At 70.9% G+C, this 21264-nt stretch carries 23 protein-coding genes and 1 tRNA gene; 8 read left to right on the top strand and 16 right to left on the bottom strand.

The window, feature by feature from the left end:
- Positions 1–48 precede the first annotated feature (48 nt).
- Together EIL87_RS15540 and EIL87_RS15535 are read left to right on the top strand one after the other, a co-directional pair.
- Positions 49–1227: a sensor histidine kinase gene (locus EIL87_RS15540; RefSeq protein ID WP_158628649.1), complete on the top strand. Its 1179-nt coding sequence runs from the start codon at positions 49–51 to the stop codon at positions 1225–1227.
- Positions 1224–1820, top strand: coding sequence for a response regulator transcription factor (locus tag EIL87_RS15535; RefSeq protein WP_125091267.1), 597 nt, complete (start codon positions 1224–1226; stop codon positions 1818–1820). The genes EIL87_RS15540 and EIL87_RS15535 overlap by 4 nt, the downstream gene beginning before the upstream one ends.
- Positions 1821–1871: 51 nt before the next feature.
- On the opposite strand, the gene lat is transcribed toward EIL87_RS15535, so the two are convergent.
- Both lat and EIL87_RS15525 read right to left on the bottom strand, forming a co-directional pair.
- Positions 1872–3224, bottom strand: a complete 1353-nt coding sequence (gene lat, locus EIL87_RS15530) for an L-lysine 6-transaminase (RefSeq protein ID WP_125091266.1) — start codon at positions 3222–3224, stop codon at positions 1872–1874.
- Between the two features lie 162 nt (positions 3225–3386).
- Positions 3387–4166, bottom strand: coding sequence for an SAM-dependent methyltransferase (locus EIL87_RS15525; protein ID WP_125091265.1), 780 nt, complete (start codon positions 4164–4166; stop codon positions 3387–3389).
- A 76-nt stretch (positions 4167–4242) separates the two neighbouring features.
- Between EIL87_RS15525 and EIL87_RS15520 the strand changes: the two genes are divergently transcribed.
- The gene (locus EIL87_RS15520) at positions 4243–4785 is read left to right on the top strand and encodes a TetR/AcrR family transcriptional regulator (RefSeq protein ID WP_125091264.1); all 543 of its coding nucleotides are present in this window, start codon (positions 4243–4245) and stop codon (positions 4783–4785) included.
- On the opposite strand, the gene EIL87_RS15515 is transcribed toward EIL87_RS15520, so the two are convergent.
- The 9 genes from EIL87_RS15515 to EIL87_RS15475 form a co-directional block, all read right to left on the bottom strand.
- Complete coding sequence (locus EIL87_RS15515) at positions 4786–5793, bottom strand: SDR family NAD(P)-dependent oxidoreductase (protein ID WP_233576276.1); 1008 nt, start codon at positions 5791–5793, stop codon at positions 4786–4788.
- 69 nt (positions 5794–5862) lie between these two features.
- On the bottom strand, positions 5863–6591 hold the full coding sequence (locus EIL87_RS15510) for an SDR family oxidoreductase (RefSeq protein WP_125091262.1): 729 nt from the start codon (positions 6589–6591) through the stop codon (positions 5863–5865).
- A gap of 302 nt (positions 6592–6893) precedes the next feature.
- Entirely contained in the window at positions 6894–7721 is an 828-nt protein-coding gene (locus EIL87_RS15505; protein WP_233576275.1) for an NBR1-Ig-like domain-containing protein, read from the bottom strand.
- A gap of 114 nt (positions 7722–7835) precedes the next feature.
- Positions 7836–9029: a glycoside hydrolase family 64 protein gene (locus EIL87_RS15500; RefSeq protein WP_125091260.1), complete on the bottom strand. Its 1194-nt coding sequence runs from the start codon at positions 9027–9029 to the stop codon at positions 7836–7838.
- 1031 nt (positions 9030–10060) lie between these two features.
- Positions 10061–10133: transfer RNA gene (locus tag EIL87_RS15495), tRNA-Ala, on the bottom strand.
- Between the two features lie 90 nt (positions 10134–10223).
- Positions 10224–11102 (bottom strand): gephyrin-like molybdotransferase receptor GlpR, encoded by an 879-nt coding sequence (locus EIL87_RS15490; protein ID WP_125091259.1) that lies wholly within the window; start codon positions 11100–11102, stop codon positions 10224–10226.
- Positions 11103–11368: 266 nt separating this feature from the next.
- The gene (locus EIL87_RS15485) at positions 11369–12034 is read right to left on the bottom strand and encodes a GNAT family N-acetyltransferase (protein ID WP_125091258.1); all 666 of its coding nucleotides are present in this window, start codon (positions 12032–12034) and stop codon (positions 11369–11371) included.
- A 6-nt stretch (positions 12035–12040) separates the two neighbouring features.
- Complete coding sequence (gene glp, locus EIL87_RS15480) at positions 12041–13264, bottom strand: molybdotransferase-like divisome protein Glp (RefSeq protein ID WP_125091257.1); 1224 nt, start codon at positions 13262–13264, stop codon at positions 12041–12043.
- Between the two features lie 59 nt (positions 13265–13323).
- Positions 13324–14226 carry a UTP--glucose-1-phosphate uridylyltransferase gene (locus EIL87_RS15475; protein WP_125091256.1) on the bottom strand — a complete coding sequence of 301 codons (903 nt, stop codon included), beginning with the start codon at positions 14224–14226 and terminating at the stop codon, positions 13324–13326.
- Between the two features lie 37 nt (positions 14227–14263).
- Here EIL87_RS15475 and EIL87_RS15470 point away from each other — a divergent pair, with 37 nt between their 5' ends.
- The 4 genes from EIL87_RS15470 (at position 14264) to mscL (ending at position 16328) form a co-directional block, all read left to right on the top strand.
- On the top strand, positions 14264–14857 hold the full coding sequence (locus EIL87_RS15470; RefSeq protein WP_233576274.1) for a 5-formyltetrahydrofolate cyclo-ligase: 594 nt from the start codon (positions 14264–14266) through the stop codon (positions 14855–14857).
- Between the two features lie 97 nt (positions 14858–14954).
- Positions 14955–15272 (top strand): FmdB family zinc ribbon protein, encoded by a 318-nt coding sequence (locus EIL87_RS15465; protein ID WP_125091254.1) that lies wholly within the window; start codon positions 14955–14957, stop codon positions 15270–15272.
- Positions 15273–15501: 229 nt separating this feature from the next.
- Positions 15502–15690 (top strand): hypothetical protein, encoded by a 189-nt coding sequence (locus tag EIL87_RS15460; RefSeq protein WP_125091253.1) that lies wholly within the window; start codon positions 15502–15504, stop codon positions 15688–15690.
- A gap of 149 nt (positions 15691–15839) precedes the next feature.
- On the top strand, positions 15840–16328 hold the full coding sequence (mscL, locus tag EIL87_RS15455; RefSeq protein WP_125091252.1) for a large-conductance mechanosensitive channel protein MscL: 489 nt from the start codon (positions 15840–15842) through the stop codon (positions 16326–16328).
- Positions 16329–16501: 173 nt separating this feature from the next.
- On the opposite strand, the gene EIL87_RS27085 is transcribed toward mscL, so the two are convergent.
- Positions 16502–16678 (bottom strand): hypothetical protein, encoded by a 177-nt coding sequence (locus EIL87_RS27085; RefSeq protein ID WP_199740431.1) that lies wholly within the window; start codon positions 16676–16678, stop codon positions 16502–16504.
- A 119-nt stretch (positions 16679–16797) separates the two neighbouring features.
- Here EIL87_RS27085 and EIL87_RS15450 point away from each other — a divergent pair, with 119 nt between their 5' ends.
- Positions 16798–17067 (top strand): antitoxin, encoded by a 270-nt coding sequence (locus tag EIL87_RS15450; protein WP_125091251.1) that lies wholly within the window; start codon positions 16798–16800, stop codon positions 17065–17067.
- Between the two features lie 53 nt (positions 17068–17120).
- Here EIL87_RS15450 and EIL87_RS15445 read toward each other — a convergent pair whose 3' ends face one another.
- From EIL87_RS15445 to EIL87_RS15430, 4 genes are all read right to left on the bottom strand, one after another.
- Entirely contained in the window at positions 17121–17621 is a 501-nt protein-coding gene (locus EIL87_RS15445; RefSeq protein ID WP_125091250.1) for a MogA/MoaB family molybdenum cofactor biosynthesis protein, read from the bottom strand.
- 206 nt (positions 17622–17827) lie between these two features.
- A complete protein-coding gene (locus EIL87_RS15440) occupies positions 17828–19156 on the bottom strand; it encodes a trypsin-like peptidase domain-containing protein (RefSeq protein ID WP_199740430.1) in 1329 nt (442 codons plus the stop codon).
- Between the two features lie 151 nt (positions 19157–19307).
- Positions 19308–20381, bottom strand: a complete 1074-nt coding sequence (gene galT, locus EIL87_RS15435) for a galactose-1-phosphate uridylyltransferase (protein ID WP_125091249.1) — start codon at positions 20379–20381, stop codon at positions 19308–19310.
- Positions 20378–21169: a DeoR/GlpR family DNA-binding transcription regulator gene (locus EIL87_RS15430; RefSeq protein ID WP_125091248.1), complete on the bottom strand. Its 792-nt coding sequence runs from the start codon at positions 21167–21169 to the stop codon at positions 20378–20380. The genes galT and EIL87_RS15430 overlap by 4 nt, the downstream gene beginning before the upstream one ends.
- Positions 21170–21264: the final 95 nt, after the last annotated feature.

Genomic DNA, 21264 nt, shown 5'->3' with positions numbered 1-21264 from the left:
TCGGTCCGGCGGTGCCTGCGGAGCAGGACGATGCACGATGCTGGGGACGTGAGCGACGACCCGACCGAATTCGACCCTCGGCGGCTGGCCCGGCTGCGCCGCTACACGTGGTGGTCGATCGTCCCGATGATGCCGGTCTACGGGCTGCTGCCGGCGATCAACCTCGGCACGGTCGACTACAGCGCCGCCGAGGTCGTGGTGCTGGCGTTGGTGGTGCTGCTGGTCGTGGTGGACGGCACGCTGCTGTCGACGCAGCTGATGCTCGGCTTCGGCCACTGGCCGCGGCACCCGGTCGTCCGGGCCTCGGTGTGCGCCGCCGCGCTGGCAGCGACCGGGTACGCCTTGGCGGCCGACCCCCGCGGGATCCTCTGGGTGGTGCTGGTCGGCGGGCTCGCCGGTGTCCACGTGGCACTGGCACCGACGCGGCTGCGCTGGCCGCTCGAGATCGGGTCGTTGGTCGTGGTCGCCGGTGTGGCGTGGCTGGGCAGCGCGCTCGGCGGACCGCACCCGATGATCGGGATGTTCGTGGCCACCTACGCCGCGATCATCGTCGCGATGATCTCCGCGCTGACGGTGGGCGTCGTGTGGTTCTGGGACGTGGTGCTGCAGCTGGACCGCGCCCGCTCGGTCTCCGGCGAACTGGCCATCGCCCGCGAACGGCTGCGCTTCGCCGCCGACCTGCACGACGTCCAGGGCCACCACCTGCAGGCGATCGCGCTCAAGGCCGAGCTCGCGGAGCGGCTCGTCGGGCACGACGACGACGCGGCCCGCGCCCAGGCCTCCGAGGTCGCCGAGCTGGCCCGCACCGCGCTGCGCGACACGCGCGCGGTCGTGCAGGGGTACCGTCACAGCACCCTGACCGGCGAACTCGCCAACGCTCGGGAGATCTTGGAGGCCGCAGGCGTGAAGACCGAGGTGCGCGGTGACGCGGACCGGGTGCCCCCTCCGCTGCAGCCGCTCTTCGGCGCCCTGGTGCGCGAGGGCACGACGAACGTCCTGCGGCACTCGCGAGCTCGCACCTGCACGCTGGACATCACCGTCTACGGGCCGCGCACCCGCGTCGTCCTGCACAACGACGGCGCGAACCCGCCTGGTGCGGTGGGAGGTTCGGGCATCGAGGGGCTCCGGCAGCGGTTCGCCACGCTGGCTGGGCAGGTCGACGTCCGCCACGACGGCGATCGCTTCGAACTCACCGGCACGGCGGAGGAACCGGGGGCGGTGTCGTGATCCGGGTGGTGCTGGCCGATGACGAGGACCTGATCCGGGGTGCGCTGGCGGCGCTGCTCGCGCTGGAACCGGACCTGGACGTCGTGGCCCAGTGCAGCCACGGCGCCGAGGCGCTGGAGGCGGTGCGCCTGCACCGGCCGGACATCGCGGTGTTCGACCTGGAGATGCCCGAGCTCGACGGGGTCGAGGCGGCGCGGGCCCTCGCCGGAGAACCGCCGATCGTGCTGGTCACCCGGCACGCGCGGCCCGGGGTGCTGAAACGCGCGCTGGCGGCGGGGATCCGCGGGTTCGTGCCGAAGACGACGCCGGCGACCAAGCTCGCGGAGATCCTCCGCGACGTCCACTCCGGCGGCCGCTACATCGACCCGGAGATCGCAGCGGCCGCGTTGACGGGCGACACCTGCCCGCTGACGGACCGCGAGCTCGAACTGCTCCGCCACGCCTTCCGGGGCGGCACGATCGCCGACATCGCCGCCGAGGTCCACCTCGCCCAGGGCACGGTCCGCAACTACCTCTCCGCCGCCATGACCAAGCTCGGCGTCACCACACGCCACGAGGCGGCCCGGAAGGCCTGGCAGGAGGGCTGGATCTGAGGCGTAGCCCGAGATGCCCTCGGCGGAGGGCATCTCGCGCGGGAGGCTGGGTCAGGCGAGCGAGGCGAGGGTCTTCCGCAGTGCGGCGACGGCGTCGAGGACCTCCTCCGGCCGCGCGGAGAGCGGAGGACGCGCCCGCAGCGAGTCCGGGCCCGACGGGAGGAAGAGGGTCCGGTGCTGCGACCGGGCGACCTCCCAGGCGCGGCCGCGCAACTGCGGGTCGCGGAAGCTGATGGCGCACATCAGCCCTCGACCGCGCGGCGAGTGGACCACGCCCGGGAACTCCGCTGCGAGGTCACGCAGCTCACCCACCAGGAGTTCACCCATCGCGCGGCTGTGCGCGAAGAGGTCCTCGGACTCGATGATCTCCAGGATCCGGGTCGCGCGGACCATGTCGGTCAGCGAGCCACCCCAGGTGGAGCTGATCCGGCTGGGCTCGCGGAAGGCGTTGTCGGCCACCTCGAGCACCCGGCGCCCACCCATCACGCCGCAGACCTGCATCCGCTTGCCGAACGCGACGAGGTCGGGCTCGAGGCCCAACGCCTGGTGGGCCCAGGCCTGGCCGGTCAGCGCGCCCGTCTGCACCTCGTCGGCCACGGTGAGCACGTCGTGCTCGACGCACAACCGCTGCACGGCCTGCAGGAACTGCGGACGCAAGTGCCGGTCGCCGCCCTCGCCCTGGACCGGTTCGTAGACGAAGCAGGCGATCTCCGCGCCGTACCGGCGCAGCGCGGCCTCGGCGACCTCCAGCGCGTGAACCTCCTCGGGCAGCAGCTCAGCACTCGCCCAGCGCTCGCCGGGTTCCACAGCCGGACTGGGGATCCGGGGCCAGTCGAACATCGGGTAGTCGCGGATCTTGGCCGGATCGGTGTTGGTCAGCGACAGCGTGTACCCGCTGCGCCCGTGGAAGGCCTTCTCGAGGTGCATCACCCGGCTGCCGCGCACCGCGATCCCGCGCCGCCCGTTGACCTTGGTCTTCCAGTCGAAGGCGACCTTGAGCGCGTTCTCCACGGCGAGCGCGCCGCCGTCGATGAAGAACAGCAGCGGCAGTTCGGCGATGCCGACCACGCGCTGGAAGGTCTCCGCGAACCGGGCCTGCTCCTCGGTGGCGAAGTCGGGGTTGGACGGTTTGACGCGGGAGGCGCGCAGCAGCGCGGCCTCGAACTCCGGCGTGCGCAGGCCGGGATGCCCGTGCCCGAGCGGTGCGGAGCTGAAGAACATCGTCATGTCGAGGTACTCGGTGCCGTCGCGCGCGTCGCGCAGCCGGCAGCCCTCGCCGGCGTCGAGGTCCACGACGATGTCCATCAGGTCACCGGTGACCTGCGCCTTGAGGGCGGCTACCGGGTCGGTGCCCTCGCGTGGGGCAGGGACTGCGGTCGAAGCGGTCTCGTGCTGAACGGTCATGGTCCGGCCTCCCTGCTGCGTGTGCGCGGATCTCGCGCTCACAACAAGAATTGCACAGACGGCCACCATCTGAGCAAGATACTCCCGCACATCATCGCTGTTGGCGAAAGATGTTCTTCTGCTCGAGGCGCACTCCTCCTCCGATCGGAAGCAGCTCCCGCGTCAGCCGATGCGGCCGACGCCGCCGAAGAGGTAGACGGGCTCCGGTGTCTCGCCGGTGACGTCCGGTCGCCACTGCGAGCAGCTGACCACGCCCGGCTCCAGCAGCGTCGCCCCGGCGAACAAGCCTTCGATCTCGACCGCGGTGCGCGCCCGGATCGGGGTGCCGCCGCGCTCGGTGGTCTCGCGCATCGCGCGCAGCATCCGCTCGCCGTGCACCTCGGCGGTCGAGTGGGTCAGCACCAGGAAGCTGCCGGGCGGCATCGCGTCGACCAGCTCGCGCACCACCGGGTAAGCCTCGTCGTCGTCCATCACGTGGTTGACCACGCCCAGCAGCATCAGCCCGATGGGCTTGCTGAAGTCCAGCGAGCGCTGGGCGGCCTCCAGGATCTCTTGCGGCTGCCGCAGGTCCGCGTGGAGGTAGTCGGTCCTGCCCTCCGCGGTGCTGGTCAGCAGCGCGCGGGCGTGCGCGAGCACGATCGGGTCGTTGTCGACGTACACGATGCGGCTCTCCGGGGCCAGCCGCTGCGCCACCTCGTGCGTGTTGTTGGCGGTCGGCAGCCCGGTGCCGATGTCGAGGAACTGCCGGGCCCCCTCCACCTCGACCAGGTGGCGCACCACCCGCACCAGGAACGCGCGCTCGGCGCGGGCACCCTCCGGGATGTCCGGGATGTGCGCGAGCACGGCGTCCCCGGCTTCGCGGTCGACCGCGTAGTTGTCCTTGCCACCGAGCCAGTAGTTCCAGATCCGCGCCGACTGCGGCGTGTTGACGTCGATCTCCACCGCTCCCCCTGTCCTCGGAGGTCCCCGTGCGTCGATGCTACGGGGACGGAGGCCGTTCGCGGATATCCTTCAGCGCATGGCCAGGAGGTCCGGTTCCCAGACGCGCGAGGCGATCCGCGGCGCCGCGACCCGGCTGTTCACCGAGCGCGGCTACGCCCACACCTCGGTGCGCGACATCGCTTCCCTGGCCGAGACCGACCCGGCGCTGGTGATCCGGCACTTCGGCAGCAAGGAACTGCTGTTCCTGGACACCATGCACCTGAGCATCGACGACGAGCCGCTGCTGGACGTGCCGCTGGCGGAGCTGGGCACGCGGTTCGTCGAGGTGCTGCTCGACTCCGACTCCCGCAGTCGCGCGATCTACCTGGCGATGGTGCAGGGCAGCGGCAACCCGCAGATCGCCGCGCGCCTGCGCGACACCCACGAGAACTCGTTCGTGCGACCGCTGCGGGCGCGGATGAGCGGCGCCGACGCCGAGGAGCGGGCCCGCTCGGCCGCCGCGCTGGTCGGCGGCCTGCTCTACGCGCTGTGGGTCGTCGGGGACCAGAGCTTGGCCGAGGACCGGTCGGGGCTGGTCGAGCGCTACGGCGCGCTGCTGCAGCAGCTGCTCACACCGTGATCACTGCACCGACCAGCCGCCGTCGGAGGGCAGGACGGCGCCGTTGAGGTTCACGCCGTCGCCGCTGAGCAGGAAGGTGATCGAGGCCGCCAGCTGCGGGGCGGTCGCCACCGGCGGCATGAGCCCGAGGAACCCGCCGGTCCGCTCGCGGCCGAACTCCGACATCGAGTCGACCGACGAGCTGATGCCGGTGGCCACCCCGCCCGGGGCGACCGCGTTGACCCGGATCCCCGACGGCCCGTACATGAAGGCGGTGTTGCGGGTGAGGCCGATGACCGCGTGCTTGGAGGCGGTGTAGGCGACGCCGGCGGCGTTGCCGCGCAGCGCGGCTTCCGAGGCCACGTTGACGATGGAGCCGCTGCCCGCCGCCAACATCGACGGCAGCGCGGCGCGGGTCAACCGCATCAGCCCGTCGACGTTGACCCGGAAGGTGCGTTCCCACGTCGCGTCGTCGAGCTCGTGCAGCGGGCTGAAGTCGTCCATCACACCAGCGACGTTGGCTAGCCCGTCGATGTGCTGCCCGGCCGCGGCGATGATCCGCTCGACGTCGGCCGCCTGCGCGATGTCACCGGCCACGGTGAGCACGTCGGGCAGTTCGGAGGCGAGCTCCTCGAGCGGGCCGGCGTTGACGTCGGCGGCGACGACGAAGCCGCCTTCCCGCGCGACCCGCGAGGCGGTCGCGCGCCCGATGCCGGACGCGGCACCGGTGACGATCACGGTCTTGCCCTCGAACCGGCCGGGCACCACGCGCTCCTCCCAGCCGGGCGCGGCGGGGTCGACCTCGGGCAGGACACCGCCGTTGACCTGCCGAACCAGGTCGTCGACGGCCTTCTGGCTCAGCGCGCCCCGGCTGAGCTCGACCAGCTGAGCCAGCGGCATGCCGCTCACCGGTGCCAACTCCTCGGGGGTGTGCCCGGAGGAGGCCAGCAGCTCCTCGATCAACGGACGGCCCTCGGGGTGGCGCAGCCACTCGCCGATCGTGCTCCTGCCGGTCAGCACCTCCGCCACCACGCACCTCCAGGCCGATGTCAACGCTGTTGACTTCCACCCTACCCGCGGCCGCTGCCCGCCCGAGGCTCAGATGATGCCGCCGTTGGCGCGCAGCACCTGGCCGTTGACCCAGCGGCCGTCGGGACCTGCCAGGAACGCGGTCGCCGCAGCGATGTCGGACGGGGTGCCGAGGCGTTCCAGCGGCGGTTGGGCGGCGAGCCGGTCGACCGTCGCCTGGTCCTTGCCCTCGAAGAACAGGTCGGTGGCCGTGGGCCCGGGGGCGACGGTGTTGACGGTGATGTCGCGGCCGCGCAGCTCGCGGGCGAGCACCATCGTCAACGCTTCGACGGCTCCCTTGCTCGCCGTGTAGGGCGCGTAGGTCGGGAACGCCAGCCCCACGACCGAGCTGGAGAAGGTGATGAGTGCTCCGCCGTCGCGCATCCGGCGCGCCGCCTGCTGGGCCACCGCGAAGGTGCCCCGGACGTTGGTGCGGTAGACCGCGTCGAGCACCGAGAGGTCCAGGTCGGCGACGGTGGACAGCGCCATCTTCCCGGCCGCGTGCGCGACCACGTCGACCCCGCCGAACGCGGACTCCGCGGCGTCGAACATCGCCGCAACGGCCTGCTCCTCGGCGACGTCGGCCTGCACGGCGATCGCCCGCCCGCCGGATTCCTCGGCCTCCCGGACGGCTGCCGCGGCGAGCTCCTCGTTGCCCGCGTAGCCCACGACGACGGCGAACCCGTCGGCGGCGAGGCGGGTGACGATCTCGCGGCCGATGCCGCGCGAACCGCCGGTGACGATGGCTGTGCGTGTCATGGGGCTCCTCTCCTCGGTGGCGTGCACCCAGCCTGCGGCGGACCACCGGTCGCGACCAGTCGCCGCTGCCAGGGCTGCTCCACCCGGGCCGTCGGCACGGACCTCCGGGCCGCCTGGCGACCCGGCCTTTTGGCCAGGAGCAGCGGTTGGTCAAAACCGTGACCTGCGGCGATGCCGTCGAATGGCTCGGAGCGGGAAGCCGTCCATTGATCCGTGGACCTCGGGCACCCGGCGGCTTAGCGTGGGTGCCGACCCGAGCGGGAACTCCTCGGCCGACAGGGGGTGCCGGGGAGTCCCGCGGGTCAGGGGAGGACCTGGATGTCGAAGAAGACGGGCCGCAGGTCTTCGGGGAAGTACTGCCGACCGTCCTCGTCGACCATCTTCCACCCGATCTTGCACCGACCGGTCTCCTCGCCGGTGAACACCGGGACGGCGAGCACGACGGTGCTGCCGGGCTCGACGTCGCCGACGGAGACCCGCTGCGGAGCGGCGCAGGCCGCGTCGCCCTCGCGGAACACCTGGGCGAGGTAGCGACCCTCCCACGGCTCCCGGCCGACGTTGCGGACCTCCCAGGTCTTGACGAAGTTCTGCCGCGTCGCGAACTCGGTGCCGTCCGGGACGGTTTCGCTGAGCATCAACGACGCGTCCCCGGGGATCGGCCGCTCCTCCGGCCACGCCCACCAGACCGCGCCGGCCACGACGAGCACCACGACGACCGCGGCGACCAACCACTTCGGCCGGCGCGCCTGCGGTGCCGCCGGTGACGGCTCCTGCGGCGGGTCCGGTTCGGGGTCCTTCGCGGTGCGCGCGGCCTCCCAGCGCAGCGACCACTCCCGGCGCACGGCGTCCTCGTCCTGACCGAGCACGCCGACGGCGAGGCAGCGCGCGAACTCCCACGCCGTCTCCCAGGACGGCAGGTCCTTGCCGCGCGCTGCGGCCGACAGCGCCGACTTCGACGCCATCGCGCCGAACTCGGTGCGCATCCGGTCGTAGGACGGATCGCCCGCGGCTTCCTTCAACTCGCACAGGCGCCAGGCGAACTCCGCGACCGGACTCTCCTGCGGGTCCGGGCGCTGCTGCTTGCGGCCGCGCTTGCGAGCCACGTCATCCCCGATCACAGAACCGTCCACGCCGGTCATTCTTGCGCAACGCCACCAGGGCCTCGGACCTGAGCCGACGAAAACGGCGGCCGACCCACACCGTGGATCGGCCGCCGTCGCGGCAGGAAGGCGTCCGCGGTCCGGTCAGCGGAGGGCGTTCAGCGTCAGCGTGAACACCTCGGGGTCGCCTGCGTTGACCTTGCCGCTGTGGTCCTCGCCGGCGTTGGAGCTCACGTCGTCGTAGGCGAACGCGTACCCCTTGCCGTCGGGCAGGTTCTCGTGCACCACGCGCGCGTAGTGGTTGGTGATGTCGTTCTGGTAGAAGGTCGCGGGGTCTTCCTCGTGCGGCTGGTTCGGGTTGATCAGCAGCGTCGTGCGGTTGAACGCCGCCGCCAGCCGCGGCACGATCGCCAGCCGCTCCTGCGAGTCGCTCTCCGGGTTGTTGGCGAACGGACCGCTGTTGCAGCCCCAGATGTCCACCGAGGACGGCTTGGCGAAGCGCTCGGCGCCGAACACGAGCTCGTCGCCTTCGACCTTGCCCTCGAGGATGCCGATGTCCTCGCGCTGGGTGTCGATGAACAGCGACTCGCCGGCGTACTTGGCGTAGACCTCGTCGACGTAGGGCTCCAGGTAGCCCTCGAAGTCGCCGGCGCGGTGGTTCGGGTTGAGCACCCGCACGACCCGGCCGTCGGCCTCCTGCACGAGCGAGCTCCAGTTGCCGCCCATGTCCTTGAGGCTCTGGGCGACCTTGTCCATGCCGCCGGTGGGCATGCCGGGGACGCTCTGCTCACCGCTGCCGGTGGTGGTCAGGTGCAGGCCGATCGGGGCGGCGACGAAGTCGACGTAGCTGATGTTGGCGTAGAGCTGCTCGGCGTTGAGGGTGAACTCCGCGAACGTCCAGTCCTTGCCGAAGTTCGGGTCGGCGTCGGAGACGAAGTTGGGGTGCACGACCGAGGTGGTGCCGTCAGCGCCCTGCACGACCTGGAACTCCAGGGTGTCGTTGAGCGAGTAGTAGACCCTCGCGCCGTACATGCGCGGCACGGTCACCTCGACGGTGCCGTCGACCGGGATGGCGACGTCCTCACCGATCGGCGTCGGCTCGGGGCCGCCCGCCTCGGGGAAGTACGGCGTCCCGTCCGCCTTGATGAACACGGCCTTCTTCTCGGCGTCCGAGAACCCGGCGATGTAGGCGTTGGCCGGCCCACCGGAGTTGTTCTGCAGCACGAATTTCAAGCTCTCCGGCGCCGCCGAAGCGAACGGAGCGCTGATCGCCTGGGCCCAGAACGGCGCCGTCAGGGCCGCAGCGGAATAACCGAGAAACCGCCGACGAGAAACCATGCGAATACCTCCAGGATCTACCCGACCACCGCGATGGGCAGCCGATCCTCCAACGTGATCGATCCCGAAGTGTGCCGGTCCACACCAATCCGCCATACCCCCAAAAGGAGCGAATCAATCACAGATGCTCACCATTCCGCGAAATGGCACACAAGATGCCGAAAACGCAACGAAGAGGCCACAACCCGACAGATGACCGGGAACGCCCTCGCACCCGGAAGCAGAAATCGGTGAATTTCTCGAGTGAACCGAACCCTACTGATTTGCGTAACGGAACAACAGACCCGAACCACTCCCGCGGAGCGGACCAAGCCACCACGACCAGACCCCACAACGATCAGGAAACCCACGCCCCCAGCAGCACCCGCACCAGCCACCGCACCGCATTCCCTGGCTCCGGCTCCCACCGACGAGAAGACGCACACCCGAGGCCAAGACCGGGAAACGATCCCCCACAGCGAGCAGCCGCCCCGAAGCTCCCCCAGTCCAGGCAGCGAACTCGGCGCCCACAGGGCCTACGAGCACGGAACGACGAAGCGAGGAGAGAAACCGCCCTGACCCGAGCGCAACGAGCAACCACCGCACCGCGGGAAGCCGCGTCGGAGCGGTCTTGCGGTTGCTCATCGCGAACGCGCTGCTCAGCGCTGGGCGGTTTCCCGTCCTCGCTCCGTGGTGACCTCGAGAAGGCAGCATCACTGGTCAACACCCAGACCGGGAACACACCCATGCCGACAAGCCATGCCCAGGACAACCACCGAACCGCAGGGGCTTCGGGGAGTCGCGCCCATCACGGCGAAGCGATGAAGCGCCCTGCGCTGAGCTGGGCCTCCGCGCAGAAGAGGCAGCGCAGCCCCGTGACAAGGCGGAACCGCTGGTCAACCACGCAGAACGGAAACGCGCGGCAAGACGAGAAACCCTCCCAGAGCAACCACCGCACCGCAGGGGGCCTGGGGGAGTCGCTCCCCCACCATGATGACGGAGCGAAAAAAGCGAAAACGCCCTGCGTAGAGCAGGGCGTTCCCAATGCGACGTGGAGCTGAGGGGAATCGAACCCCTGACCTTCTCGATGCGAACGAGACGCGCTACCAACTGCGCTACAGCCCCTCACCGGAGAGCCGACCCTCCGGCTTTGTTGTGAGGGAAGCTTAGCAAGACCCTTCTGCGGGCTGTGCAGCACCCCCCTCGTCGGGGAGGCTACTCCCCCGCTGCCCTGCGGTAGGGCTCCCAGGTGCGCTCGTCGAGCTCGTCGAAGACGGGGTCCTCGTCGTCGATCTCCACGGGGACGCCGGGGACGGCGGGTCGGATGTCGGCGGCGCGGTCCTCGGCGGAGACGGGCTGCGGCCTGAGGTCGGCCTCGACCTCGTCCTCGTAGTCCTCGACGAACTCGTCGAGCTCGTCGAACTCCGGGTCGCCGACGTAGTCGTAGTCGTCGACCGGGTCGTCGCGGTAGTCCTCGGGGTAGTCGTCGCGCTCGTCGTCATCGACCTCGTCCTCGTCGTACTGGAGGTCGTCGTCGCGCTCCCCGTTGATGCGGGCGAGGCGGCGGGCGCGGATGTCCTCCTCGATGCGCACCTGGCGACGCAGGTACGTGAGGTAACCCACCAGCGACAGGTCGACAGCACCGTGCGCCCACCACACGACCGGCCACAGCAGGCCGGCCAGGAGACCGGTGGTCAGGGCGAGCAGCAGCATGGTGAGGACGATGCGCTGCCTGCGGGCGTACTTGGCGCGGGCAACCAGGGCGGCGGCCTCGGGGTCGTACCCGCCCCGGCCTGGCCGGTAGCGGCGCCCGGCACGGACGTCCTCGCTGTCGACGGACCGCCAGTCCTCGTCGTGCTCTTCCTCGACCGTCTCGTCCACGTCCAGCCCGGGTTCAGGCATCCCGACCTCCACCCTGTCGGTTGTCGCGGCGCCCGATCTCACCGGTCGCCGATCACTACCGCGCCGCACCACTCGAGCGGCGAGCGCGGAATCGGTGGTCTTGGACACTTCTTGGCGGCGGCGGGCGAACATCGGCACCAGGACGACCAACCAGGCCGCCGCCAGTGCAGCGAAGATCAATGAGCTCGGCATTGCTCGCCACCTCCCCCTGGCCACCGGCAGTGCACAGTTCTGCGATCGCCACGCTAGTCACATCCGTCACTCGTGTCCCGCAGCCACGCCGCGCGGCCGTTGTGCGCCTGGCTACAGAACCGCACGAACAGAGCATTCGTCGGGCACATCGACACCGGCGTGTCGCCCTCCGCACCGCCGATTGCCCTCGTCCGGGCGAACGAACGGAGCAACTTCGGCTGCGACTACCCCGATCAGCGGTCACCGCGCGCGGTCGAGGGCCGGGATCAGCAGCGCTCGGCGCCGCCGGAACGGATGAGGCGGGTGACCGCGCCGCTGGGGACCTCCTCGGCGGTCAGCGCGTAGACGTAGTGATCGCGCCAGGCTCCGGCGACGTCGAGGTAGCGCTGGAAGAGACCTTCCCGGCGGAAGCCGCACTTCTCCAGCACGCGGATGCTGCGCTCGTTCTCCGGGCGGACGGTGGCCTCCAACCGGTGCAGCCCGACGGGGCCGAAGCAGTGGTCGACGGCCAGCGAAACCGCGGCCGGGGCCACTCCGCCGCCGGCGAGGCGGCTGGCCACCCAGTAGCCGACCCAGGCCGAGCGCAGCGCGCCGCGCACGACGTTGCCGATGGTCAGCTGCCCGGCGAGCTCGCCGTCCACGAGGATCGCGAACGGCAGAGCTTGGCCCTTGCGGGCCATGCTGCGCAGCGTCGCCCACTGGGCGGGCCAGGCTGAGGGAGAGTTGCGCTCCCGCCAGCCACCGAGCGAGGTCGGTTCCCACTTCTGCAGGTATTCGCGGTCCTGCAGGCGCGTCCGGCTCCAGAGCCCGGCGTCGCGCAAGCGCGGCGGGCGCAGCGCGACCGTGCCGCGAGCGGTCCTCAGCGGACCGAGCCGCGCCGGCCACCCGGGATGGCGGCCGATCGGGAACCCATCAGCGTCGGTGGGCTGCATCCGGGATCACGAACGCTGCGAGAGGAACCGGACCTGCACGTCCTCCCCCGCCGCGACCTCCGTGACGTCCTCCTCCACGACGATCAGGCAGTTCGCCTCGGCCAGCGACGCCAGCAGGTGCGAGCCCGAGGTGCCCAGCGGCTGCACCAGGTAAGAACCGTTCTTCGGGTCGCGCAGCAGCTGTCCGCGCAGGAACCCGCGCCGGCCCTTGGTCGCGGTGATCGGCGAGAGCAGTTCGGCGGAGACGCTGCGGCGGTGCGGGTTCTCCTTGCCCAGCGCCGACCGGATCAGCGGCCGGACCAGGACCTCGAAGACCACGAGCGCGCTGACCGGGTTGCCGGGCAGCACGAAGGTCGGGATCTCGTCCGGGCCGAGACGCCCGAAGCTCTGCACCGAGCCGGGCTGCATCGCGACCCGGTCGTCGTCGAGCGAGCCGAGGTCGGCCAGTGCCGAGCGGACGTCGCCGCCGGCGGCGCCGCCGACTCCGCCGGCGATGACCACGACCTCCGACAGCAGCAGCCGTCCCTCGACGACTTCGCGCAGCCTGCGCGGGTCGTTGCTGGCGATGCCGACGCGGGTGACCTCGGCGCCGGCGTCGCGGGCGGCCGCGGCCAGCGCGTAGGAGTTGACGTCGTAGACCTGGCCCTGACCGGGCGTGCGGTCGACGTCGACGAGCTCGTCGCCCAGGGAGATGATCGAGATGCGCGGGCGCGGGTGGACCAGCACCTTGTCGCGGCCGACCGCGGCCAGGAGTCCCACCTGCGCGGAGCCGATGGGCGCGCCGCGGCGGACCGCGACGTCGCCGGTCTGCACGTCCTCACCGGTGCGGCGGACGAACGCCGCCGAGGGGACGGGCTGCTGCACGGTGATCTTGGCCGGGTGCTCGTCGGTGTAGCCCAGGGGCACGACGGCGTCGGCCAGGGTCGGCAGCGGAGCACCGGTGGCGACCCGCACCGCCTGGCCGGGCTGCAGCCTGCGCGGCTGCCGCGAACCGGCCGGGATCTCCCCGACCACCGGCAGCACGACGGTCTCCTCGGCTGCCGACTGCACGTCGACGCTGCGCACGGCGTAACCGTCGACCGCGGCCTGGTCGAATCCGGGCAGCGCCCGTTCGGCCACGACCTCCTCGGCGCACAGCAGTCCCTGCGCCTCGGAGATCGCCACCCGAACCGGGGCGGGCCGGACGGCGGCTGTGAGCACGCGCGCCAGCTGCTCGTCCACTGACCTCATGGCGTCGCCTCTTCCCCGCTCCTCACCGGCGCCGGCGTCGGCCTGACCGGCGCTCGGCGTCAGCTCCTGTTGACCCGGTCGGCGAGCCAGTCCCGCAGGTCCGGCCCGTACTCGGGATCCGCTAGCGCGAAGTCCACCGCAGCTTTGAGGAATCCGCCAGGATTTCCCAAGTCGTGTCGCCCACCGTGGTGGACCACGACGTGAACCGGGTGCCCCTCGGAGATCAGCAACGCTACGGCATCGGTCAGCTGGAGTTCGCCACCGGCACCGGGCTCGATGCGGCGCAGCGCGTCGAAGACGGCCCGGTCCAGCAGGTACCGGCCAGCCGCGGCCAGCGTCGACGGCGCGTCGCGCGGAGCGGGTTTCTCCACCATGCCGTTGACGACCTTGACGTCGTCCGCGTCGGTGTCGGACACGTCGAACACGCCGTAGGCGGAGATGTGCTCGCGGGGAACGTCGAAGGCGCACAGCACGCTGCCGCCGTAGCGGGCGCGGACCTCGGCCATCCGGCGCAGCACGCCGGTCGGCAGCACGAGGTCGTCCGGCAACAGGACGGCGACGGCGTCATCGTCGTCGGTGAGGGAGTCCTCGGCGCAGCCCACCGCGTGCCCGAGGCCGAGGGCCTTCTCCTGCAACGCGGTCTCGGCCTCGATGAGCTCGGAGGCCCGTTTCACCTTGGCCAGCAGGTCGTCCTTGCCGCGGGCCTTGAGGGTCTGCTCCAGCTCCGGGCTCGGTTTGAAGTAGTCGGCGACCGCGCCCTTGTCGGGCGAAGTCACGATGATCATCCGCTGCGCTCCGGCCTCTGCCGCCTCGGCCGCGACCAGCTCGATCCCGGGGGTGGAGACGACCGGGAGCAACTCCTTCGGCACCGCCTTCGTCGTGGGCAGGAACCTCGTTCCCAGTCCTGCTGCCGGCACGATGGCGGTCCGGAACGCGGTGGGCGTGCTCGTCGGGCTGCTCATGACGCCGCAGCTTATCGGTCATACCTACAGTGGACCCGTGAGCTCACCGGATGAATTTCGTACGTCGAAGGCGGACTGGCGGGACCGACTGCTGCGCGGGCGCGAAGACCTGGACGAACCGACCCGCAAGGCCGACGACCAGGCACTCATGACGAGCTTGCTGGGCTGGTTGGCGCAGCGGGAGCTGGGCGTGGTGGCGGCGTACGTGCCCGTCGGCCCGGAGCCCGGCGCGGACCTGCCGGCGGTGCTGCACGAGGCGGGTCTGCGGGTGCTGCTGCCGATCGTGGCCGGCAAGGGGCCGCTCGACTGGGCCGAGTACACCGGCCCCGGTTCGCTGGAACCGGCGACGTTCGGTCTGCTGGAACCCGCGGGCGACCGGTTGGGGGCGGAGGCGATCTCCCAGGCAGAGGTGGTCCTGGTCCCGGCGCTGGGCATCGACCACCAGGGTGTGCGGCTGGGTCGCGGCGCCGGCTACTACGACCGGTCGCTGACGTTGCGCGGTCCGGAGGCCGAGCTGCTGGGCATCGTGCGCGATGCGGAGTTCGTCCCGTCGCTGCCCGGCGAGGACCACGACGTGCGGATGACCAGCGTCGTCACGCCCGCCCGTGGTGTCGTGCGGCTACCCGTGTGACGTAGAGCTGTTTGCGCTGGACACCAGTCGTCTAGCATCATCGGGTTAGCACTCCTGTAGTTCGAGTGCCAAGCCCAGACTTCGGAGGTTCGCGGCCGTGCCCACATACCAGTACGCCTGCACCGAATGTGACCATCGATTCGAGCAGGTGCAGTCGTTCAGCGAGGATTCGCTCACGGAGTGCCCGCAGTGCACCGGCCGACTCCGCAAGCTGTTCAACGCCGTCGGCATCGTGTTCAAGGGCAGCGGCTTCTACCGCACTGACAACCGGTCCTCGTCCTCCTCCTCGTCGTCGAGCTCGTCCTCGTCGAGCTCCTCGGACTCCGGTTCGTCGTCGAGTCCCTCGGACTCCAGCTCGTCGTCGAGCTCCTCGTCCTCGTCGTCGAGCAGCAGCACCACCGCCGCGGCTTCCTGATCCCGCACCCTTCGCCGCCGACCACCCGAAGGTGGTCGGCGGCTTCGTCGTTCGCGGGGGGGACCGACGCTGCGTGATCGGCGAGCGCACGGGCCGGACCCGGTGGTGTGAGCCGGTGTTGTCCACAGCGAACGGGTTGCTCCACAGATCCGCGCTGCGCCCTTCCACCGCGCCCGGCGCCTCCTTAGCTTCGATCGCGTCCGAACGCCGAACGCTGAGGGAGCACGCCATGCCCGCGAACTCCGGTCTCGACCCCACGCCGCTGGACCGGCTGCGCGACCTGCTGCTGAGCAGGCGAAGCGCGCTGTGGCTACGCCGGGCAGCGGCCGCGCTCCTCCTCCTGCTGGCACTGCTCCTCGCCGTCAGCCAGGGGACCCCGGCTGTGGAGATCACCACAGCCCTGGGCCGAACGGGTTAACGCCTCGCGTTGCGGACTGCTGCGCGGTGTGCATGGGCCGTTACCCTGCCCTCCGCGCCCGGACCGCGCCGCTCGGCGAGGGAACCCGTGGCGCGATCACCGCTCCGGACGGTTCCGGACACACCAGCCTCTGAAAGGGGAATCTCAGCGTGCTCAAGGGTTTCAAGGACTTCCTGATGCGCGGCAACATCATCGACCTCGCCGTCGCGGTGGTCGTCGGTAGCGCGTTCACGGCCCTGGTCACGGCCTTCACCACCAACATCATCAAGCCGCTCATCGCGGCCACCGGTGGTGGCAACGTCTCCGGCCTGAGCATCCAGGTCGTCCCGGGCAACCAGGCCTCGACCATCGACTTCGCCGCGGTGATCAACGCGGTGATCACGTTCCTCATCACCGCCGCGGTCGTCTACTTCCTGTTCGTCGTGCCGATGCAGAAGATCTCCGAGCGGCGCAAGAAGGGCGAGGAAGAGGGTCAGGCCGAAACCACCGACGTGGAGCTGCTGCAGGAGATCCGCGACCTGCTGCGCGCCGAGCAGGGCCTGCCGCACATCGAGGGCCTCGCCGCTACCGAGGACGACGGGGAGAAGACCACCACGACCACGACCACGAGCAACGGCAACGGGGCTTCGCGCAACTGACGCCCAAGCCCCTGCCCACACGTGCGGCGGTAGCCGTCGTTCCCGGTGTGGGACTCAGCCGGCCCAGGTTCTGAGCGGCTTCGTGGCGAGCACGCCGTGACGCCGCGTTCGCAAGCTCGAGTACTCGGAGCCGCTAACCGCACCCGGAACGCAGAACGATCCGAGAGACAGCCTCAGGAGGCGTCGTGGTGAGGTGGCCGGTTCTCGCGGTACCAGCTCTCGGGGGTGCTCGCCGAGGACGGTTCGGGGCGGTCGTCGGAGGTGGTCTCCGGCAGCACGTCGCCGAAGATCTCGGCGATCCTGCGGCGCTTGTCGCGCTCGGCCTTCGTCTCGGGCGGTTCACTGGTCACCCGTCCATCCTGCCTCCGTCGCGGCGCTCCACGCACGGACCGGCCTCACGGAGTGTGAGTTCCGTTACAGTGAGTGCACCTCCCGCGACCACGGGAGGCAGCTACGCAGGGAGGCCGCGATGAGTTTCCTGGACAAGGCCAAGCACGTGGCCGACCAGGCCAAGGTCAAGGCGGAGGAGCTCGCCGAGAAGGCAGGTCCGAGCGCGGCCAAGGGTCTCGACGCCGCCAAGTCGAGCCTGGACAAGGCCACCGGCGGCAAGTACCACGACAAGATCGAGTCGGTGAGCGGCAAGGTCGAAGGCGTGCTCAAGCGAGGTTCCGCAGGTCCCGCCGAGGGCGGTCCGCGGAGCACGGGCCCGGACGACACGAGCGGCCCGAAGCCCGGCTGATCCGCCACGAGCGGAGGTGGCGGCCCCGATCGAGGCCGCCACCTCCGTCGTCATCAGGCCGTTTCGAGTCCGGAGAGCTGCTCGATCACGTGCGCCACCAGCGGCGTGAGCGTCGCCATGCCGTCGCGGACCGCGGCCCGGGAGCCGGACAGGTTGACCACCAGCGTGCTGCCGGAGACCCCGACGAGTCCGCGCGAAACCCCGGCGTCGATCGCGCCCGCGGCCAGACCGGACGCCCGCAGCGCCTCGGCGATGCCCGGGATCGGCCGGTCCAGGACACCCGCGGTGGCGTCCGGGGTGACGTCCCGGGGCGACACACCGGTGCCGCCGACGGTGATCACGACGTCGACGCCCCCGATCACCGCCGTGTTCAGCGCGTTGCGGATGTCCACCGTCTCACCGGCCACCGCGACGGTCCCATCGACGATGAACCCGGCCTCTTCCAGCAACTCGGTCACCAACGGACCGATGTTGTCCTCCTGCTCGCCCTGGGCCACACGGTCGTCCACCACGACCACCAGGGCTCGCCCCAACCGCTGCGCGCTGCGTTCCATGCCGGTCACCGTAGTCCCAAGGTCGGGTTCGGTCAGTGCAAAGGTGTCGCTGAGACCCACCAACCTCGGCGTGCTCCCGGACAAAGTGCCCGTCTTGTCGGACATGGTCCTCCCCAGTTCTCGTTGTGAGCGCGACGTGACGTGGACACGTCGGCCGGTCCCGCGACGCGGCAGGTCGCGGAACTCCGGCCGACGCGATCAGGGGTTCAGCCCTTCTGGCCGGTGAGCGTCACGTCGACCGTGCGCTCGCCACCGGGGCCACCGATCGTGATCTTGACCCGATCACCGGGGTTGTGCGATCGCACCGCCGCGACCAAGGCGTCCGCGTCGAGGATGGCCCGGTCGTCCACCTTGGTGATCACCTCGCCCGGCTTCAGACCGGCCTGCTCCGCCGGCCCGCCTGGCGTCACCTCGCGGACCAGCGCGCCGACCTGCGGACCATTGGTGATCATCACCCCGAGCGTGGTCTGGTTCGCCGAGCCGGTCTCCTTGAGCTCGTCAGCGATGCGGCGCGCCTGGTCGATCGGGATCGCGAAGCCCAGGCCCACCGAGCCGGCCTGCTGCTGACCGGAACCGGGGCTGTAGATCGCGGAGTTGATGCCGACCACGCGGCCGTCCATGTCCACCAGCGGGCCACCGGAGTTGCCGGGGTTGATCGCAGCGTCGGTCTGCAGGGCGTTGAGCACGGTGTCCTGGCTGCCGGACTCCCCGCCCGCACGCACCGGGCGGTCCTTGGCGCTGATGATGCCGCTGGTCACCGTGCCGGACAGGCCGAAGGGCGAGCCGATGGCCACCACCGGCGTACCCACGTTCAGGTCGTCGCTGCGGCCGAGCTCGGCCGGCGTCAGGCCGGTGATGTCGGCCTTGACCACCGCGAGGTCCGAATTGGGGTCGGTGCCCACCACGCGCAGCGGTGCGGTCCGGTTGTCGTGGAACAGCGCCGTCAGCCGACCGCTCCGGGCGCCCTCGGCGACGTGGCTGTTGGTGAGGATGAGGCCGTCCCCGCTGAGCACGATGCCCGAGCCCTCGCCGGAGCCCTGCGAGCTGGCGATCTGGATCTGCACCACGCTCGGCAAGACCTTCTCGGCGACCTTCTGCACGGACCCCTGCGGCGCCGTGCTGGCGCTGCGTGCGGGCTTGGACTCGTCGAGCGCGCTCACGCCGCTGCCGCTGTCACCGCCGAGCTGGTACCCGACGAAACCGCCGACACCGCCGCCGACCAGGCCGCACACCAGCGCGAGGACGGCCGCGCCGGTGGCCAGGCTCCGGCCGGGCTTGTGCTGCGCAGGCTGGCCCGAGGGGTAGCCGGCCCAGGGTTGCTGCGCGAACTGCGGCTGCTGGTGCACGCCGTACGGCTGCTGCCCGTACGCACCCTGGGCGCCGGCCTGCGGCTGGCCGGGCTGGGTCGGCTGGCTGGACGGGCCTGGCTGCTGCGGCGGCACCCCGGATCGAGGGGTGTCGCCCGCTCCGACGCCTTCGCCGCTGGGCTTCGGCTCTTCCGGCTTGTCACCGAATTCCGGGGTGTGTTCGGTCATGGCTCCACTGTGCTCCGGGGTTCTGAGAAGTGCCTGAGATCTGGCTGTGGCCACGCATGATAAGTCCCAAGATCGTTCCCACCCACCCCGCTGAACGGGAAAACCCCCACGCAGCAGAGGGCGGGGAGAACGTGCACGAGGTGCACGCGCTCTAGCGGAGTCGTTCCGCGATCTGTTCGGGGGTGGCGTCGTTGATCCAGACCGCCATGCCGGACTCGGAACCGGCGAGGTACTTGAGCTTGTCGGCGCTGCGCAGCACCGAGAACAGCTCCAGGTGCAGCCAGGACAGGTCGCGCCCGGTGCGGACCGGCGCCTGGTGCCAGGCGGCGATGTAGGGCAGCGGCTTGTCGTAGAGGCGGTCGAGGCGGCCGAGCACGTCCAGGTAGGTGGGGGCGAAGTCGTCCCGCTCGTCGTCGGTGAGCGCGGCGATGTCGGGCACCTGGCGGTGCGGCACGATCTGGACCTCCACCGGCCAGCGCGCGGCGGCCGGCACGAACGCCGTCCAGTGCTCGGAGTCGACCAGCACCCGCGAGCCGCTGGCGCGCTCGGCGGCCAGCACGTCGCCCATGACGTGCCGCCCGTGCTCGGCGCGGTAGGCCTCGGCCACGCGCAGCATGGTCTGGGTCTTGGGCGTGACGAACGGGTAGCCGTAGATCTGCCCGTGCGGGTGGTGCAGCGTCACGCCGATCTCCTCGCCGCGGTTCTCGAAGCAGAAGACCTGCTCGACCCCGGGGATCGCGCTGAGCGCGGTGGTGCGATCGGCCCAGACGTCGACGACGCCGCGGACCCGCTCGGGGCCCAGCGCCGCGAACGACGAGTCGTGGTCGGAGGTGAAGCAGACGACCTCGCAGCGGCCCCGGGCGGGCGCGGCGGGCACCATCGGCATCCCGTCCACAGTGGACGATTCGCCCGGAATCCCTTCGGCGAACGACGGGAACTGGTTCTCGAAGACCACGATGTCGTAGTCGGGTTCCGGGATCTCGGTGGGCCGCCCCGGCGAAGTCGGGCACAGCGGGCACATCTCGGCCGGGGGCTTGTAGGTGCGGGACTGCCGGTGCGCGGCGATGGCGACCCACTCGTCGGTCAGCGGATCGAGCCGCATCTCCGACGCCGGAGCCTGAGGCGGCAGCTCGCGGGTGTCCTCCGCGGCGCGCTCCCGGCCCGGTTCGTCGTCGAAGTAGATGATCTCCCGGCCGTCGGCCAGGCGACGCGCGGTGCGCTTCACTCGTCCTCCTCCGTAGGCCGCCGATCGGCCAGCAGCAGCTCGACGTGCTCGCCCAGCAGCTCGCGCGCGTCCGGCGGCAGACCCTGGTCGCTGATGAGCAGGTCGACCTCGTCGAAGTCGACGATCGTGGAGATCCCCACGGTCGACCACTTGGAGCTGTCGGCGACCACCACCAACCGGCCCGCGGCCTCGGCGAAGGCCCGGTTGGTCTCGCACTCGTTGAGGTTCGGCGTGGTGAAACCCGCGCGCGGCGCCATGCCGTGCACGCCGAGGAACACCAGGTCCAGGTGCAGCGAGCGCAGCGACTGCACCGCGACGGGTCCGACGAGCGCGTCGGAGGGCGTGCGGACGCCGCCGGTGAGCACCACGGTCCGGTCGACCCGGCCGCGCTGCTGCAGCGCGTCGGCGACGCGGACCGAGTTGGTGACGATGGTGAGGTCGGGGACCTCGTCGAGCTCGCGTGCCAGCGTCCAGGTCGTGGTCCCCGCGGACAGGCCGATCGCGGAGCCGGGCTGGACCTGCTCGACCGCGAGCTTCGCGATGGCCTCCTTCTCGGCGAGCTGCCGCACGGACTTGGCCTCGAAGCCCGGCTCGTCGGTGCTCGCGCCGATCGTGGAGGTCGCGCCGCCGTAGACCTTCTCGACCAGGCCGCGGCGCGCGAGCGCGTCGAGGTCGCGGCGGATCGTCATGTCCGACACGCCGAGCCGTTGCACCAGCTCACCGACCTGCACGGCGCCGGTGCGCCGCACCTCGTCGAGGATCACTTCCTGGCGTTGTCGCGCGAGCACGTCCACCCCCTGGCCGGGCGCTGGCTTTCGGTCGTCAAGTCAACAAGAACCAACAATACCTGACGGAATACCCGGCGGACATCGGGGCATCTGGC

The organism is Saccharopolyspora rhizosphaerae, assembly GCF_003931915.1.
Taxonomy (GTDB): Bacteria; Actinomycetota; Actinomycetes; order Mycobacteriales; family Pseudonocardiaceae; genus Saccharopolyspora; species Saccharopolyspora rhizosphaerae.
The sequence above is the reverse complement of the archived record's forward strand: the minus strand, read 5'-3'. Positions and strand labels throughout refer to the sequence as shown.

Bases quoted from the DNA above. Each gene is read 5' to 3' on its own strand.
- EIL87_RS15475 (WP_125091256.1), bottom strand. From the start codon at position 14,226: ATGAGCAGCCCGACGAGCACGCCCACCGCGTTCCGGACCGCCATCGTG.
- EIL87_RS15445 (WP_125091250.1), bottom strand. From the start codon at position 17,621: ATGGAACGCAGCGCGCAGCGGTTGGGGCGAGCCCTGGTGGTCGTGGTG.
- EIL87_RS15485 (WP_125091258.1), bottom strand. From the start codon at position 12,034: ATGCAGCCCACCGACGCTGATGGGTTCCCGATCGGCCGCCATCCCGGG.
- glp (WP_125091257.1), bottom strand. From the start codon at position 13,264: ATGAGGTCAGTGGACGAGCAGCTGGCGCGCGTGCTCACAGCCGCCGTC.
- EIL87_RS15450 (WP_125091251.1), top strand. From the start codon at position 16,798: ATGAGTTTCCTGGACAAGGCCAAGCACGTGGCCGACCAGGCCAAGGTC.
- EIL87_RS15460 (WP_125091253.1), top strand. From the start codon at position 15,502: ATGCCCGCGAACTCCGGTCTCGACCCCACGCCGCTGGACCGGCTGCGC.
- EIL87_RS15520 (WP_125091264.1), top strand. From the start codon at position 4,243: ATGGCCAGGAGGTCCGGTTCCCAGACGCGCGAGGCGATCCGCGGCGCC.
- lat (WP_125091266.1), bottom strand. From the start codon at position 3,224: ATGACCGTTCAGCACGAGACCGCTTCGACCGCAGTCCCTGCCCCACGC.
- EIL87_RS15490 (WP_125091259.1), bottom strand. From the start codon at position 11,102: ATGCCGAGCTCATTGATCTTCGCTGCACTGGCGGCGGCCTGGTTGGTC.
- EIL87_RS15510 (WP_125091262.1), bottom strand. From the start codon at position 6,591: ATGACACGCACAGCCATCGTCACCGGCGGTTCGCGCGGCATCGGCCGC.
- EIL87_RS15500 (WP_125091260.1), bottom strand. From the start codon at position 9,029: ATGGTTTCTCGTCGGCGGTTTCTCGGTTATTCCGCTGCGGCCCTGACG.
- EIL87_RS15440 (WP_199740430.1), bottom strand. From the start codon at position 19,156: ATGACCGAACACACCCCGGAATTCGGTGACAAGCCGGAAGAGCCGAAG.